General features: G+C 67.5%; 19 protein-coding genes. 3 read left to right on the top strand and 16 right to left on the bottom strand.

Annotated features, from left to right (window positions below):
• Positions 1 to 10: 10 nt before the first annotated feature.
• Positions 11 to 529, bottom strand: a complete 519-nt coding sequence (locus DW306_RS08780; protein WP_136055222.1) for an Lrp/AsnC family transcriptional regulator — start codon at positions 527 to 529, stop codon at positions 11 to 13.
• A gap of 102 nt (positions 530 to 631) precedes the next feature.
• Between DW306_RS08780 and ald the strand changes: the two genes are divergently transcribed.
• Positions 632 to 1726, top strand: a complete 1095-nt coding sequence (ald, locus tag DW306_RS08775) for an alanine dehydrogenase (RefSeq protein WP_136055221.1) — start codon at positions 632 to 634, stop codon at positions 1724 to 1726.
• 73 nt (positions 1727 to 1799) lie between these two features.
• Positions 1800 to 2999: a pyridoxal phosphate-dependent aminotransferase gene (locus DW306_RS08770; protein ID WP_136055220.1), complete on the top strand. Its 1200-nt coding sequence runs from the start codon at positions 1800 to 1802 to the stop codon at positions 2997 to 2999.
• A gap of 102 nt (positions 3000 to 3101) precedes the next feature.
• Here the strand turns inward: DW306_RS08770 and DW306_RS08765 are convergent, their stop codons facing one another.
• Genes DW306_RS08765 through DW306_RS08745 form a run of 5 tightly spaced genes read right to left on the bottom strand, consistent with a single transcriptional unit; the run spans position 3102 to position 6360 of the window.
• A complete protein-coding gene (locus DW306_RS08765; RefSeq protein WP_136055219.1) occupies positions 3102 to 3503 on the bottom strand; it encodes a VOC family protein in 402 nt (133 codons plus the stop codon).
• Positions 3504 to 3524: 21 nt separating this feature from the next.
• Positions 3525 to 4655 carry a UDP-N-acetylmuramate dehydrogenase gene (locus tag DW306_RS08760; RefSeq protein ID WP_136055264.1) on the bottom strand — a complete coding sequence of 377 codons (1131 nt, stop codon included), beginning with the start codon at positions 4653 to 4655 and terminating at the stop codon, positions 3525 to 3527.
• A gap of 14 nt (positions 4656 to 4669) precedes the next feature.
• Positions 4670 to 5068 carry a MaoC/PaaZ C-terminal domain-containing protein gene (locus DW306_RS08755; RefSeq protein WP_136055218.1) on the bottom strand — a complete coding sequence of 133 codons (399 nt, stop codon included), beginning with the start codon at positions 5066 to 5068 and terminating at the stop codon, positions 4670 to 4672.
• Complete coding sequence (locus tag DW306_RS08750) at positions 5068 to 5535, bottom strand: MaoC family dehydratase N-terminal domain-containing protein (RefSeq protein WP_136055217.1); 468 nt, start codon at positions 5533 to 5535, stop codon at positions 5068 to 5070. The genes DW306_RS08755 and DW306_RS08750 overlap by 1 nt, the downstream gene beginning before the upstream one ends.
• A 27-nt stretch (positions 5536 to 5562) precedes the next feature.
• Positions 5563 to 6360, bottom strand: a complete 798-nt coding sequence (locus DW306_RS08745) for a sulfite exporter TauE/SafE family protein (RefSeq protein WP_136055216.1) — start codon at positions 6358 to 6360, stop codon at positions 5563 to 5565.
• A 115-nt stretch (positions 6361 to 6475) separates the two neighbouring features.
• On the opposite strand from DW306_RS08745, the gene DW306_RS08740 reads away from it, so the two are divergent.
• Positions 6476 to 8050, top strand: coding sequence for an AMP-binding protein (locus tag DW306_RS08740; protein WP_136055215.1), 1575 nt, complete (start codon positions 6476 to 6478; stop codon positions 8048 to 8050).
• A gap of 152 nt (positions 8051 to 8202) precedes the next feature.
• On the opposite strand, the gene rplQ is transcribed toward DW306_RS08740, so the two are convergent.
• The 10 genes from rplQ to secY form a co-directional block, all read right to left on the bottom strand.
• Entirely contained in the window at positions 8203 to 8763 is a 561-nt protein-coding gene (gene rplQ / locus DW306_RS08735) for a 50S ribosomal protein L17 (RefSeq protein WP_136055214.1), read from the bottom strand.
• 33 nt (positions 8764 to 8796) lie between these two features.
• Entirely contained in the window at positions 8797 to 9786 is a 990-nt protein-coding gene (locus DW306_RS08730; RefSeq protein WP_116635696.1) for a DNA-directed RNA polymerase subunit alpha, read from the bottom strand.
• Positions 9787 to 9911: 125 nt separating this feature from the next.
• Complete coding sequence (gene rpsK, locus DW306_RS08725; RefSeq protein ID WP_136055213.1) at positions 9912 to 10310, bottom strand: 30S ribosomal protein S11; 399 nt, start codon at positions 10308 to 10310, stop codon at positions 9912 to 9914.
• 31 nt (positions 10311 to 10341) lie between these two features.
• The gene (gene rpsM, locus DW306_RS08720) at positions 10342 to 10716 is read right to left on the bottom strand and encodes a 30S ribosomal protein S13 (RefSeq protein ID WP_017829190.1); all 375 of its coding nucleotides are present in this window, start codon (positions 10714 to 10716) and stop codon (positions 10342 to 10344) included.
• 160 nt (positions 10717 to 10876) lie between these two features.
• Positions 10877 to 10993, bottom strand: coding sequence for a 50S ribosomal protein L36 (gene rpmJ / locus DW306_RS08715; RefSeq protein ID WP_005050492.1), 117 nt, complete (start codon positions 10991 to 10993; stop codon positions 10877 to 10879).
• Between the two features lie 65 nt (positions 10994 to 11058).
• Complete coding sequence (infA, locus tag DW306_RS08710; protein WP_017201569.1) at positions 11059 to 11280, bottom strand: translation initiation factor IF-1; 222 nt, start codon at positions 11278 to 11280, stop codon at positions 11059 to 11061.
• Between the two features lie 155 nt (positions 11281 to 11435).
• On the bottom strand, positions 11436 to 12107 hold the full coding sequence (locus DW306_RS08705; RefSeq protein WP_136055212.1) for a thioredoxin domain-containing protein: 672 nt from the start codon (positions 12105 to 12107) through the stop codon (positions 11436 to 11438).
• Complete coding sequence (gene map, locus DW306_RS08700) at positions 12107 to 12958, bottom strand: type I methionyl aminopeptidase (protein WP_136055211.1); 852 nt, start codon at positions 12956 to 12958, stop codon at positions 12107 to 12109. Before map ends, DW306_RS08705 begins: the two co-directional genes overlap by 1 nt.
• A 9-nt stretch (positions 12959 to 12967) precedes the next feature.
• Positions 12968 to 13570: an adenylate kinase gene (locus DW306_RS08695; protein WP_136055210.1), complete on the bottom strand. Its 603-nt coding sequence runs from the start codon at positions 13568 to 13570 to the stop codon at positions 12968 to 12970.
• The gene (gene secY, locus DW306_RS08690) at positions 13567 to 14889 is read right to left on the bottom strand and encodes a preprotein translocase subunit SecY (protein ID WP_136055209.1); all 1323 of its coding nucleotides are present in this window, start codon (positions 14887 to 14889) and stop codon (positions 13567 to 13569) included. Before secY ends, DW306_RS08695 begins: the two co-directional genes overlap by 4 nt.
• Positions 14890 to 15013: the final 124 nt, after the last annotated feature.

The following is a 15013-nucleotide window of genomic DNA, read 5'->3' as shown; positions in this document are numbered from 1 at the left end:
CCGCTGATCCTCACGCGAACGAGGCGGCCACCGAATTGCGGTGGTAGTCGAACACGATGCTCGTGCGCGTCGATGCGACGCTGCTCTGCGCCGACAGGTGCTCGAGCACGAACTCGCGCATCTCCGACGAGTCCGCGACGGCGATGTGCAGCAGGAAGTCGTCGTCGCCGCCCAGGAAGAACACCTGGATGACCTGCGGCAGCACTCGCACGCGCTCCGCGAACTCGACGATGCTCTCGCGCCGACCGCTCGGACGCAGTGTGACTCCGATGATCGCCTGGAGCCCGGCGCCCAGCATCCGCTCGTCCACGCTCGCGTGGAAGCCGGTGATGACGCCGCGCTCGACGAGGGCGCGCAGCCGGGCGTGCGCCGTCGAGGGAGCGACGCCGAGGTGACCCGCGAGCTCCGCGTTGGTCATGCGCCCGTCGTCGGCGAGAAGCTGCACGATCCGCGCATCTGTCGGGTCCAGGGCGGGTGCCCGAAGAGTGTTCGGCTGAGGACCCTGCGATGTCGTCTCCACGTGAACCATTATTCAGGATTCATCTCTGATCCGAATCATCTTCAGTGAATCTGTTGCCTGGTCGACGTTTCTGCGATTCTGTATCCACCAAAACCTAGTCCTGGAGGATCGATGAAGATCGGCGTGCCCACCGAGGTAAAGAACAACGAGAGCCGCGTCGCGCTCACCCCCGCCGGCGCCGACCGCCTCGTCCGTGAAGGACACCGGGTGCTCGTGCAGTCCGGGGCGGGCCTCGGTTCGCGCATCTCCGATGACGCCTTCCGCGCGGCCGGTGCGGAGATCGTGCCGACGGCGGCGGATGCCTGGGGCGAGGCCGACCTGCTGATCAAGGTCAAGGAGCCCATCGCACAGGAGTACGGGTTCCTCCGTCCCGACCTCACGCTCTTCACCTACCTGCACCTGGCGGCGGACCGCGCGCTGACGACCGGGCTCGTCGACGCCGGCACGACCGCCGTCGCCTACGAGACCGTGCAGCTGCCCGACCGCAGCCTCCCCCTTCTCGTGCCGATGAGCGAGATCGCCGGACGACTCTCGGTCACGATGGGCTCCTACTCGCTGCTGCGGTCGAACGGCGGCCGCGGCATGCTGCTCGGCGGAATCGCAGGGACGCCCCGCGCGAAGACCGTCGTCATCGGCGGCGGAGTCGCGGGCGAGCACGCCGCGGCGAACGCCCTCGGCCTCGGGTCGCAGGTCACCGTCATCGACATCTCCCTCCCCCGCCTGCGCGAGCTCGAGCACCGTTACGGCGGCGCACTGCAGACCCGGGCCTCGAGCCGCTACGACATCGCCGAGGAGCTGGCGACCGCCGACCTCGTGATCGGCTCGGTCCTCATCCCCGGCGCCGCGGCGCCGAAGCTCGTCACCGACGACATGGTCGCCGGGATGAAGCCGGGATCGGTGCTCGTCGACATCGCGATCGACCAGGGCGGATGCTTCGAGGGCTCGCGCCCCACCACGCACGACGACCCGACGTTCGCGGTCCACGACGCCATCTACTACTGCGTCGCGAACATGCCGGGCGCCGTGCCCGAGACGGCGACCCGTGCGCTCACCAACGCCACCCTCCCCTACGTGTCGGCGATCGCCGGCAAGGGCTGGGAGCGCGCGGCATCCGAAGATCCTTCCCTCGCCAAGGGTCTGAACGTCCAGGGCGGACGCATCACCCTCGACGCCGTCGCGCAGGCGCACGGCTTCGCGACCGCCTGATCCGTAAAGAACTCCGGTTCTTCATGACGACGCGCCCGGCGACCGGCCTGCCCACCCGAGTACGCTCGTAATCGTGACCGAACGCGCTCCTCTCTCCCGCAAGCTGTCCGCCATCGCCGAGTCGGCGACCCTCAAGGTCGACGCGAAGGCGAAGGCTCTCAAGGCCGAAGGCAAGCCCGTCATCTCGTATGCGGCCGGCGAGCCGGACTTCGCGACCCCGCAGTTCATCGTGGATGCCGCGGCCGAAGCCCTCGCCGACCCGGCGAACTACCGGTACACCCCGGCAGCCGGCCTCCCGGCTCTGCGTGAGGCGGTCGCCGCGAAGACCCTCCGCGACTCCGGACTCGAGGTCTCGCCGAGCCAGGTCATCGTGACGAACGGCGGCAAGCAGTCCGTCTACCAGGCGTTCCAGACCGTCGTGAACCCGGGCGACGAGGTGCTGCTGCCCGCTCCCTACTGGACCACGTACCCCGAGGCGATCCGCCTCGCCGACGGCACGCCCGTCGAGGTCTTCGCCGGAGCCGACCAGGACTACAAGGTCACGGTCGAGCAGCTCGAGGCCGCGCGCACCGAGCGCACCACGGTCCTCGTCTTCGTGTCGCCCTCGAACCCGACCGGATCGGTCTACACCGCCGAAGAGACGAAGGCGATCGGCGAATGGGCCGTCGAGCACGGCATCTGGATCATCAGCGACGAGATCTACCAGAACCTCACCTACGAAGGCGTGACGGCGACGTCGATCGTCGCCGCGGTCCCCGAAGTCGCCGGCCAGACGATCCTCGTCAACGGCGTCGCGAAGACGTACGCCATGACCGGCTGGCGCGTGGGCTGGATGGTCGGCCCGGCCGACGCCATCAAGATCGCCGGCAACCTTCAGTCGCACCTCTCGAGCAACGTGAACAACGTGGCGCAGAAGGCCGCGATCGCCGCCCTCAACGGTCCGCAGACCGAGGCCGAGCAGATGCGCGAGGCCTTCGACCGCCGCCGCCGCCTCATCGTCGCGGAGCTGTCGAAGATCGAGGGAATCCGTGTGCCGAACCCGCTCGGGGCCTTCTACGTGTACCCCGACGTGCAGGGCCTGCTCGGTCGCACGTGGGGCGGCGTCACACCGACGACCTCGCTCGAACTCGCCGACCTGATCCTCGAGCAGGCCGAGGTCGCTGTGGTCCCGGGCGAGGCCTTCGGCCCGAGCGGCTACCTGCGACTGTCGTACGCCCTGGGCGACGACCAGCTCCTCGAGGGCGTGCAGCGCCTGCAGCGCCTGTTCGCCTGACTGCGACGCGACCTCGCCGAGACCCCGCTTTATCGCCGAGACCCCCGTTCGCAGACGTCCGCGGACGGGGGTCTCGGCGCGAACCGGGGGTTTCGTCGCACGTCACGACTCGGGCTGGTACCCGATCAGCCAGCGGATGCCGTAGCGGTCGACGAGCGTGCCGTCCCAGTCGCCCCACGGGCGGCGCTGCAGCGGATCGATGACTCTGCCGCCCACGGACAGGTCGGCGAACCAGCTGGTGAGCGTGGACGCATCCGCCGTGCCGAGCAGGGAGAAGAACATGCCTCCCATCTGCACCGCATCGGCATCGATTCCGGCATCCGCACCCGACAGATCCACGACGCCCTCGAGCATGGCGTGGGCGATCGCGTCGGAGGGCCCGTCGTGGCGGTCGAACTGCGCATAGTCGAACATCCGCAGCTCGCCGCCGAACACCGACTGGTAGAACCGCATCGCCTCCGCGGCATTGCCGGGGAAGAGCAGATACGGGGTCAGTCCGGTCATGCGGCGAGTGTAGCGCGCAGGCTAGAGCTCGACGCCGACCAGCACCGGCTCCGGCTGCAGCACGAGTCCGAACTCGGCGTGGACCCTGCTCTGGATGAAGCGCGCCAGCTCGGCGACTTCGCCGGCGGTGGCGCCGCCGCGGTTCGTCAGTGCGAGCGCGTGCTTCGTCGATACGGATGCGCGGGAGCGCGGCAGCTTGAAGCCCTTGCGGATGCCGGCCTGCTCGATGAGCCATGCAGCGCTCACCTTGACGTCGGAGGCCTCGGTCTTCGTCTGCGGGACGAGCCCGTCGTAGGAGGCGAGCGGGATCACGGTGACGGCATCGAGGTCCGGCGCGACCGGCCAGCGCGGGCACTCCGGCGGCAGGGCGCGCGCCACGGACTCGGGCACGATCGCGTTCTGGAAGAACGAGCCGACGCTGTGGGTGTCGGGGTCCGCATCGTCCAGCAGCATCCCCTTGGACGCCCGTGTGGCGAGGATGCGCTCCCGCACCCATCCGAGCGCGACCGGGGCCTCGTGGTCGAGTCCGAGGGCTCGGCGCAGCTGCTCGCCGCGCACGACGCGCTCGCCCGCGACGAACAGGTCGACGGTGATCGACAGGATCACGGCCCGCCGCAGGGGTTCGCCGCCGTAGTGATGCTTCAGCACCGAGGTGCGGAATCCCAGTCCGAGCTCGGATGCGGGAACGGTCGAGACCTCGCCGGTCGCCTCGTCGATGAGCTCGACCTCGACCAGCGTCTCCTGGATCTCCTGCCCGTAGGCGCCGATGTTCTGCACGGGCGCCGCGCCGACCGTCCCGGGGATGCCGCTCATGGCCTCGAGGCCCGCGTATCCGTGCTCCACGGCGTAGGCGACGAGATCGTCCCAGCCGTGGCCCGCCTGGGCCCGCAGGCGGATGCGCCCGACGTGCGGAGAGGGCAGCTCTTCGATGCCCTCGGTGCGCACGCGGATCACCGTCCCGTCGAAGGGCGCGTCTCCCACGAACAGGTTCGAGCCTCCGCCGAGCACGAACCACGGCTCGCGCGCGGCCCAGGTGGCGCGCAGGGCCTCGACCAGCTCTGCCGTCGTCGATGCCTCGAGCATCCTTTCAGGAGCGGCGCCGGTGCGCAGCGTCGTGAGCTGGGCGAGACGGATGGGGTCGATGTCCCGCACCTCGGTCACCCCCATCAGACGGCGATGCGCAGCTGCGCCTTGACCAGCACGGTCGTCTCGCCGAAGGTGACCTTGAGGTCGATGCGCGTGGCGGCGTCGTCGACGGCGCCGACGGTGGCCACGACCTGCAGATCGGCTCCGGCCTCAGGATCGACGACCACGGGCTTGGTGAAGCGCACGCCGTAGTCGAGGATCTTCGCGCCGGGCTCGAGGGCGGCGACGACCACGGACGACGCGATCCCCATCGTGAGCATGCCGTGCGCGAGCACTCCGGGCAGGCCGACGGATGCCGCGACGTCGTCGCGGTAATGGATGGGGTTGAAGTCCCCCGATGCGCCCGCGTACCGCACGAGCGACTCGCGGGTGAGGTGCACGGTGCGCTCGGCGATCACGTCTCCGACGGTGTAGCCCATCAGGCGGCCTCTCCCTCGGCGGTCTCGTCGGCTCCGACGAGCAGCACGCTGGTGGCCGTCACGACATGCTGTCCGGCCGCATCCGTGATCTCCGCCTCGCTGGTGATCATCGCGTTTCCGCCCATCATGCGGATGCCGGTGACGCGCAGCTGCCCGACGAGCTCGTCTCCGGCGACGATCGGACGCGAGTAGGCGAATCGCTGCTCGGCGTGGATCGTGCGCGCCAGCACGATGCCGGAGTCCTCCTGCGCCAGCAGCTGCTGGAGCGTGTGGTCCTGGATGACCATCGCGAAGGTCGGCGGTGCGACCACGTCGTCGAAGCCGAGGGCACGGGCGGCATCGACGTCGGTGTGCTGCGGGGCATCGGCGAAGACGGCGCGGGCGAACTCGCGCACCTTCTCTCGTCCGACGAGGTACGGGGCGGTCGGCGGGAACTCCCGGCCGACAAGATCTTGGTTCACTGCCACCCCTCGATCCTACCGAGGCGGGACGAGTCAGTCCTTCTTGCGCCCGCGGATCGCCTTCATCGCCATCTGCACGGCGATGACGACGAGGTATGCCGCGAACAGCATGTTGCCGACGAACGGGTCGATGAGCGTCGCGAGCCACGCACCCAGGGCGGTCGTGGTGCACGCGGACACGCCGACGATCGCAGCCGCGACGAGGTCGACGTTGTGGTTGCGCAGGTTGCCGATCGTGCCGGAGATCGCGGTGGGGATCATCATGAGCAGCGACGTGCCCTTGGCGATCAGGTCGCTCGTTCCGAAGGCGAGCATCAGGACCGGAACGACGATCACCCCGCCTCCGACACCGATGAGCCCGGCGAGGATGCCGGTGACGACGCCTGTCGCGACCAGGGCGAGCCCGTTCAGCAGCTGAACCTCGAACTCCGCGTCGCGCGACGGGATCACCAGGAAGAGGCTCACGATCACGACCACGAGGAAGCCCACGAACAGCCACCGGAGCACGGTCTGGGAGACCCTCGGAAGCAGGCGGGTGCCGATCTGCGCACCCACCACGGAACCCGCCGCGAGGATGAGGCCGGGAACCCAGGCGACCGAGCCGTGGATCGCGTAGGAGATCACGCCCACGGTGGCCGTGGGCACGATGGCGGCGAGCGAGGTCCCCGCGCCGAGCCGCTGATTGAAATGCAGGAAGAGGACCAGCAGCGGCACGATGACGGTGCCGCCGCCGACTCCGAAGAGTCCGGACAGGAGGCCGGCCAGCAGGCCGATCCCGATGAAGGCGGTGTAGGCGCGAGGCCCTCGGTTCAGGGTCTGTGCGTCGCTCACCGGATCAGCCTACTCGCGGCGACCCTCCCCCGTTCACCAGTGGTACGGGGTGCCTCCCTGTGCGAAACTGAATCCCATCAGACGATGACGTCGTGACCGGATCGAAGGAGATCTCATGGTTCGCAGCACCCTCCCCGACGTGGAGATCCCCGCCGTCTCCGTGTACGACTACCTCTTCGGCGACCTCGACGAGGACCGCCTCGATGCCGTCGCGCTGGTCGACGGCACCAGCGGCGCCGAGACGACGTACCGGCAGCTGGTCGCCCAGATCGATCTGTTCGCCGGCGCACTCGCCGCCCGCGGCGTCGGCGTCGGCACCCGCATCGGTGTGCTCTGCCCGAACATCCCGGCGTTCGCGACGGTCTTCCACGGCATCCTGCGCGCGGGAGCCACCGCGACGACGATCAACTCGCTCTACACGGCCGACGAGATCGTGAACCAGCTCACCGACGCCGAGGCGGAATGGCTGATCACGGTCTCTCCTCTGCTTCCGGGCGCGGAGGCCGCCGCGGCGCAGGTGGGGATCGACGCCGATCACCTCATCGTTCTCGACGGCGCCGACGGGCATCCCTCACTCCGCGATCTCCTCGGCGAAGGCCGCGCGGCGCCGGACGTCTCCTTCGACCCCGCCGAGCATCTCGCGGTGCTGCCGTACTCCTCGGGAACGACCGGACGTCCGAAGGGCGTGATGCTCACGCACCGCAACCTCGTCGCGAACGTGAGCCAGTGCCGCTCGACGATATCCCTGGTCGACGGCGATCGCGTGCTCGCGGTGCTGCCGTTCTTCCACATCTACGGGATGACGGTGCTGCTGAACTTCGCCCTGCGGCAGCGTGCCGCCCTCGTGACGATGCCGAAGTTCGACCTGACCGAGTTCCTGCGCGTCGTCGCCGAGCATCGCACGACCTGGGTGTTCATCGCCCCGCCGATCGCGGTGGCCCTGGCGAAGCATCCGCTGATCGACCAGTACGACCTTTCCTCCATCTCCGTGATCTTCTCGGGGGCCGCTCCCCTCGACGGCGGGCTCGCCTCGGCCGTCGCGAAGCGGCTGGACTGCACCGTTTGCCAGGGGTATGGCATGACTGAGACCAGTCCGGTGACCCACGCCATCCCGGCCGCCCGCGACGACATCGACCGCTCCTCGGTCGGAATGCTCATCAGCAACACCGAAGCACGTCTGATCGACCCCGAGACCGGAGCGGACGTCGCCGTGCCCGACGACGGGGCGAGCGAACCCGGCGAGCTGCTGATCCGCGGTCCGCAGGTCATGAAGGGCTATCTCAACCGTCCGGATGCCACTGCCGAGATGCTCGACGCCGACGGCTGGCTGCGCACCGGCGACGTCGCGACCGTCACGCACGACGGCATCTTCCGCATCGTCGACCGGCTCAAGGAGCTCATCAAGTACAAGGGCTACCAGGTCGCACCCGCCGTGCTGGAAGCCGTGCTGCTGGAGCATCCGTCCATTGCTGACGCCGCCGTCATCGGTGCTCCCGACGACGATGGCCAGGAGGTCCCGAAGGCGTTCGTCGTGCGGCAGGCGGATGCCGATCTCGACGCGGATGCAGTCATGGCGCACGTCGCCGCCCATGTCGCGCCGCACGAGAAGGTCCGCCAGGTCGAGTTCATCGACGCGATCCCGAAGTCCGCATCCGGGAAGATCCTCCGCAAGGATCTTCGCGCCCGCTGACCCGCCGCGCAGGTTCTGCGGCCATTCCGAACTTCTGCGGCCACATCTCGCGAATCGGGCCGCAGAAGTTGCTCCTGGCCGCAGAACCTGCGGCCAGGAACGACGAAGCCCGCCACCCCGGAAGGGGCGGCGGGCTTCGTGGTGAGAGGTGCTTACTTCTCGACAGCGTCCTCAGCGGCAGCCTCGGCTGCTTCGCCCTCGGCCTGCGACTCGGCGCCGGCGTCCGGCGTCTCCTCGACGGCTGCGTCCTCGGCGGGAGCCTCCTCGGCGGGAGTCTCCTCGACGACCTCAGCGGGCTTCTCGGCCTTCGGAGCGGCGGCGGCCGACTTCTTGGCGGACTTCGGCTTCGGGTTGACCGGCTCGAGGACGAGCTCGATCACGGCCATCGGAGCGTTGTCGCCCTTGCGGTTGCCGACCTTGGTGATACGGGTGTAGCCACCCTCGCGGTCAGCGACCAGCGGTGCGATCTCAGCGAAGAGCGTGTGCACGACGCTCTTGTCGCCGATGACCGACAGCACGCGACGACGCGCGTGCAGGTCGCCGCGCTTCGCGAACGTGATCAAACGCTCGGCGAGCGGACGCAGGCGCTTGGCCTTGGTCTCGGTCGTCTTGATCGACTTGTGGGTGAACAGAGCCGCCGCGAGGTTGGCAAGCAGCAGGCGCTCGTGTGCGGGGCCGCCTCCGAGGCGGGGACCCTTAGTGGGCTTGGGCATAATCGTCTAACTCCTGGTCAGAAGGGTCGGGTATCAGAAGGACTCGTCTTCGCTGCCGCCGTAGAAGTGGGCGCCGTCGAAACCGGGCACCGAATCCTTGAGCGACAGACCGAGCGAGATGAGCTTGTCGCGCACCTCGTCGACCGACTTCTGGCCGAAATTGCGGATGTTCATGAGCTGCGTCTCCGACAGGGCGACGAGCTCGGAAACAGTGTTGATGCCCTCACGCTTCAGGCAGTTGTACGAGCGGACCGACAGGTCGAGGTCCTCGATCGGCATAGACAGCTCGCTGGAGTTCACTGCCTCCACGGGTGCCGGGCCGATCTCGATGCCCTCGGCCTCGACGTTCAGCTCGCGGGCGAGGCCGAACAGCTCGGTGAGCGTCTTCGCGGCCGACGCGACGGCGTCGCGGGGGCTGATCGACGACTTGGTCTCGACATCGAGGACGAGCTTGTCGAAGTCGGTGCGCTCACCGGCACGAGTCGCCTCGACGCGGTAGCTGACCTTGAGGACCGGCGAGTAGATCGAGTCGATCGGGATCTGACCGGCCTCGGCGTACTCGTTGCGGTTCTGCGTGGCCGAGACGTAGCCGCGGCCACGCTCGATGGTGAGCTCGAGCTCGAACTTCGCGGTCTCGTTGAGGGTCGCGATGACGAGCTCGGGGTTCTGCACCTCGACACCGGCCGGAGCCGAGATGTCAGCGGCAGTCACTTCGCCCGCACCGGTCTTGCGCAGGTATGCGGTGATGGGCTCGTCGCGCTCCGACGAGACCACGAGCTGCTTGATGTTGAGGATGATCTCGGTGACATCCTCCTTCACGCCGGGGATGGTGCTGAACTCGTGCAGCACGCCGTCGAGACGAACGCTGGTGACAGCGGCGCCGGGGATCGACGACAGCAGGCTGCGACGCAGCGCGTTGCCGATCGTGTAGCCGAAGCCGGGCTCCAGAGGCTCGATGATGAACCGGCTACGGTTCTCGACGATCTTTTCCTCGGTCAGTGTGGGACGCTGTGCAATGAGCACTCTGTGTTCCTTTCGATCACATGCCCGCTATATGACATGTGGTGTGGTGAGGTCTTCAATTGTGGAAGTCGATGCCCGCACGCGGGCATGCGAGGGATGCCGTGGCATCCCTCGCATAAGCCGTGTCAGACGCGGCGACGCTTCGGCGGGCGGCAACCGTTGTGCGCCTGCGGGGTGACGTCCTGGATCGAGCCGACCTCGAGGCCGGCGGCCTGGAGCGAGCGGATCGCGGTCTCGCGGCCGGAGCCCGGACCCTTCACGAAGACGTCGACCTTCTTGACGCCGTGCTCCTGCGCCTGACGCGCAGCGGACTCGGCAGCAAGACCTGCGGCGTACGGGGTCGACTTGCGCGAGCCCTTGAAGCCCACTCCACCCGACGATGCCCAGCTGATGACAGCGCCGGACGGGTCGGTGATCGAGACGATCGTGTTGTTGAACGTCGACTTGATGTGGGCCTGGCCCAGCGCGATGTTCTTCTTTTCCTTGCGGCGCGGCTTGCGCGCGGCGGCCTTGGGTGCAGCCATGAAAATGTTCTCCTAGTCCCTGGGGCCGCGTTTAGCGGGCCTTCTTCTTGCCGGCGACGGTGCGCTTCGGGCCCTTGCGGGTACGGGCGTTGGTCTTGGTGCGCTGACCACGGACCGGGAGACCACGACGGTGGCGGATGCCCTCGTAGGAGCCGATCTCGACCTTGCGGCGGATGTCTGCAGCCACCTCGCGGCGCAGGTCACCCTCCACCTTGTAGTTGCCTTCGATGTGGTCGCGGAGGGCGATCAGCTGGTCGTCGCTGAGGTCCTTCACGCGGATGCTCTCGTCGATCTCGGTCGCCTTGAGGATCTCGACCGAGCGGGTACGGCCGACGCCGTAGATGTAGGTAAGGGCGATCACCACGCGCTTGTCGCGCGGGATGTCAACGCCGGCAAGACGTGCCATGCGGTTCTCCTGGATGTAGTGGAGGTATGGAACAGGATCGGTGCCCGGGCCTCCGCCCCGAGGTGTCCTCTTCGCTGGTGCCTGAGCCCCGACGAAGGATCTGATCCTGCCGTTTCGTATTGAGTTGTGAGATGTGCGCGAGCGGTCCGCGCAGCGCAGGTCAGCCCTGGCGCTGCTTGTGACGCGGGTTGCTCTTGCAGATCACCATGACGCGGCCGTGGCGGCGGATCACCTTGCAGTGATCGCAGATCGGCTTGACGCTCGGGTTGACCTTCATGATGTTTCCTTATCGCTGTCTTCGTACCGCCTCGTTACCGAGGCAGGCCGTTACTTCTCGACCGGTCAGCGGTAGCGGTAGACGATACGGCCGCGGGTGAGGTCGTAGGGGCTGAGCTCCACGACCACGCGGTCCTCGGGGATGATGCGGATGTAGTTCTGTCGCATCTTTCCGGAGATCGTTGCCAGGACCTTGTGTCCGTTGCTGAGCTCAACGCGGAACATCGCGTTGGGCAGAGCCTCGGAGATCACGCCCTCGATCTCGATGACACCGTCTTTCTTAGCCATAGCCTCGCTGACGCTTCTGCAGACCGGTCGATCTGCGGTGGGTGGGTGGTGTGCGGTGCAGCACCGATCGGACACGCCGAATCAAGGCACAAAGCACCAAAGATCAATATTAGACCCTCTGGAGGCATCCGGCAACTTGGCCGGTGCTCCCCGGCTCAGCCGATGAGATCGGTGAGCTTCTTCAGGTCATCCGGGTTGTTCTGCAGGTCGAGCCGGGTTCCGTTGATCTCGATCGTGGGGGTTCCCCCGATCTCGTTGGCCTTCGCCTGGGCGACGCCGAACTTGCGGTACGTCTCGTCGTTGATGCAGGAGACGGCGTCGTCCGCACCGACCTGGGAGGCGAACCCGGCGAGCTCCTCGGTGGTGAGGCCGGAGGAGTTCTCGGCCGGCTGGTTCTCGAACAGAACCTTGGCGTAGTCGAGGTAGAGGTCGGGGTTGGACTCGGCGACGCACACGGCCGCACCGGCCGAGCGCGACGAGTAGTCGGTTCCCTGCGAGTAGCGGTCGAGGATCGCGATCGGGTGGTACTGGAGGGTGATGCGCCCGTCCTCCGCAGCTGCCTCGAGCGCCGCTCCGTACTGGTCTTCGAAGTTCTTGCACACAGGGCACTGGAAGTCCACGAACACCGCGACCGTGTCTTCGCCTTCGCCGATGGAGATCGACCCGGCGTCGGCATCGAAGGTTCCGTTGCTCGTCGGCGTAGCACCCGGGGAGGTCGCCTGGTTGTTGAGGAACACCACGAGGCCACCCAGCACGACCAGCACCACGACCACAGCGATGGAGACGCCGATCGCGAACCAGTTCGTGTTGCTCTTCGCCGCTGCCATTACTTTCCGATCTCTCGAGGCTCGACCCCGAACGGGGCGAGTCCGGCTCTTCCACCATCGGGCGCGGTGAGCACCCAGATACCCCCATCATGCAGGGCTACGCTATGTTCCCAATGTGAGCCGTCTGTGCCGTCGACGGTCGTGACGGTCCAGTCGTCGTCCTCGACGTAGGTCGCCTCACCGCCCGCCGTCACCATCGGCTCGATCGCCAGGACGAGCCCGGGCTTGACGTCGGCTCCGCGGTCAGGTGTGCGGTAGTTGAACACGCTGGGCGCCTCGTGCATCTTGCGTCCGATGCCGTGCCCGACATACTCGCGCAGGATTCCGTACGGCGCGCCCGACACCGCGGAGGGCCCCTGCGCCTCGATGTACTCCTGGATGGCGGCGCCGATCTCGTCGATCGACGACACGGAGGCCATGGCGGCGATCCCCGCCCACATCGATCCCTCGGTCACACGGGAGAGCTCCTCGCGCTGCGCCACCAGCTCGGGACGCTCGGGATCCGGCACGACGACCGTGACCGCGCTGTCGCCGTTCCACCCTTGGAACTGGGCGCCGCAGTCGACAGAGACGATGTCGCCGGGCACCAGCACGCGCTCCCCCGGGATGCCGTGCACGACCTGCTCGTTCACCGACACGCAGATGGTGTGGTGATAGCCGCGCACGAGCTGGAAGTTCGACTCCGCCCCACGATCGAGGATGGTGCGGTTCGCCGCGGCATCCAGCTCCAGGGTGGTGACGCCCGGCGTGATCAGCGGACGCACGGCGTCGAGCGCCGCCGCCGTGATGAGTCCGGGCTCGACCATGGATCGAAGCTGGGCCGGGGTCTTGTAGATCGACCGGCGGAACATCGCGAGGCCTCAGGCCGAGGCCGCGAGGCGCAGGCCCCGGGCGGCGAGTGCTGCGGAGATGCGCTCGGTGATCTCGTCCAGCGAGCCGACGCCGTCGATGCGGTCGACGATGCCCTTCGGCCCGTACACCTCGACGATCGGCGCCGTCTCCTTCTCGTAGATGTCGAGTCGGTGGGCGATGGCCTCGTCGGTGTCGTCCGAGCGACCCTGCTCCGCTGCCCGCAGGCCGAGGCGCGACATGCTCTCCTCACGAGGGACATCGAGCACGATGACGGCGTCGAGCGACTCCCCGCGACCCGCGAGGAACTCCTCGAGGTGTGCCACCTGGGCCACATTGCGCGGGTACCCGTCGAGCAGGAAGCCGTTCGCGGCATCCTCCTGCGACAGGCGATCGCGCACGATCTCACTCGTCAGCTCGTCGGACACGAGGTCGCCCTTGTCGAGGATCGCCGTGACCTGCTGGCCGAGAGGCGTCCCCTCCTTGATGTTCGCGCGGAAGATGTCACCGGTCGACACGACCGGGATGCCGTAGGACTCGGCGATGCGCACGCCCTGCGTGCCCTTTCCGGAGCCCTGGGGTCCGACGATGAGGAGACGAGCGGATGCTGTCATCGGAGAAGCCCTTCGTAATGGCGCTGCTGCAGCTGAGCATCGATCTGCTTGACGGTCTCGAGGCCGACGCCGACGATGATGAGGATCGAGGCCCCGCCGAACGGGAAGTTCTGGTTGGCGCCGACGGTGGCCAGGGCGATCAGCGGGATGAGCGCGATCAGGCCGAGGTACAGCGAGCCGGGAAGCGTGATGCGGGTGAGGACGTAGTCGAGGTACTCGGCGGTCGGGCGGCCGGCACGGATGCCCGGGATGAACCCGCCGTACTTCTTCATGTTGTCGGCGACCTCGACGGGGTTGAAGGTGATCGCGACGTAGAAGTAGGTGAACCCGATGATGAGCAGGAAGTACGCCGCCATGTAGACGGGGTGGTTGCCCGTGGTGAAGTTCGCGCTGATCCAGGTGACCCATGGCGCCGGCACGGAGCCGTCCTGCGGAGTGTTGAACTGCGCGATGAGCGCCGGGATGTACAGCAGCGACGAGGCGAAGATCACGGGGATCACACCCGCCATGTTCACCTTGATCGGGATGTAGGTGTTCGTGCCGCCGTAGGTGCGGCGTCCGACCATCCGCTTGGCGTACTGCACCGGGATGCGTCGCTGGGATTGCTCGACGAAGACGACGAGGCCCATCACGATGATGCCCACCGCCAAGACCAGGAGGAACACCTCGAAGCCCTTGGTCTGCCAGATGAGGCCCATGGCGCCGGGGAAGGTCGCGGCGATGGAGGTGAAGATGAGGAGCGACATGCCGTTGCCGATGCCGCGCTCGGTGACGAGCTCGGCGAACCACATGATGAGTCCGGTGCCGGCCGTCATCGCCATGATGATGAGCAGCTGCGCCCACCACACGTCGTTGGTCAGCAGCTGCTGGCAGGCGGCGAGATCGGTCGTGCCGAAGAGCTGACCGCTGCGGGCGACCGTGACGAGGGTCGTCGACTGCAGCAGCGCGAGCGCGATGGTGAGGTACCGCGTGTACTGGGTGAGTCGAGCCTGACCGGCCTGACCCTCCTTGTGCAGGGCCTCGAAGTGCGGGATGACCACGCGGAGGAGCTGGGTGATGATCGTCGCGGTGATGTACGGCATCACGCCGAGCGCGAAGATCGACAGCTGCAGGAGCGCACCGCCGGAGAAGAGGTTGACGAGACCGAGCAGTCCGTCGGTGCCCGAGTTGGCGGCCAGGCACTCCTCGACGTTCGGGAAGTTGACGAAGGGTGCGGGGACGTTGGAACCGAGTCGGTAGATCGCGACGATGGCGAGAGTGAAACCGATCTTCCGACGCAGGTCGGGCGTGCGGAAGATCCGCGCGATGGCGCTGAACAAGAACGTTCCTCCTGAAAAGTTGCCGATTCCCGAAGGACGGCCGAAAGACCAGGGTAACCCATCCGACGACCCCGGACTGCGAGAGCGGACCACGGCCCGCACTGCGTAACCACAAGAGGGGCCG

Origin of the sequence: Microbacterium sp. K24 (assembly GCF_004794465.1) — a bacterium.
In the GTDB taxonomy this organism is placed as follows: domain Bacteria; phylum Actinomycetota; class Actinomycetes; order Actinomycetales; family Microbacteriaceae; genus Microbacterium.
This window is presented reverse-complemented; position numbering and strand designations above follow the sequence as displayed.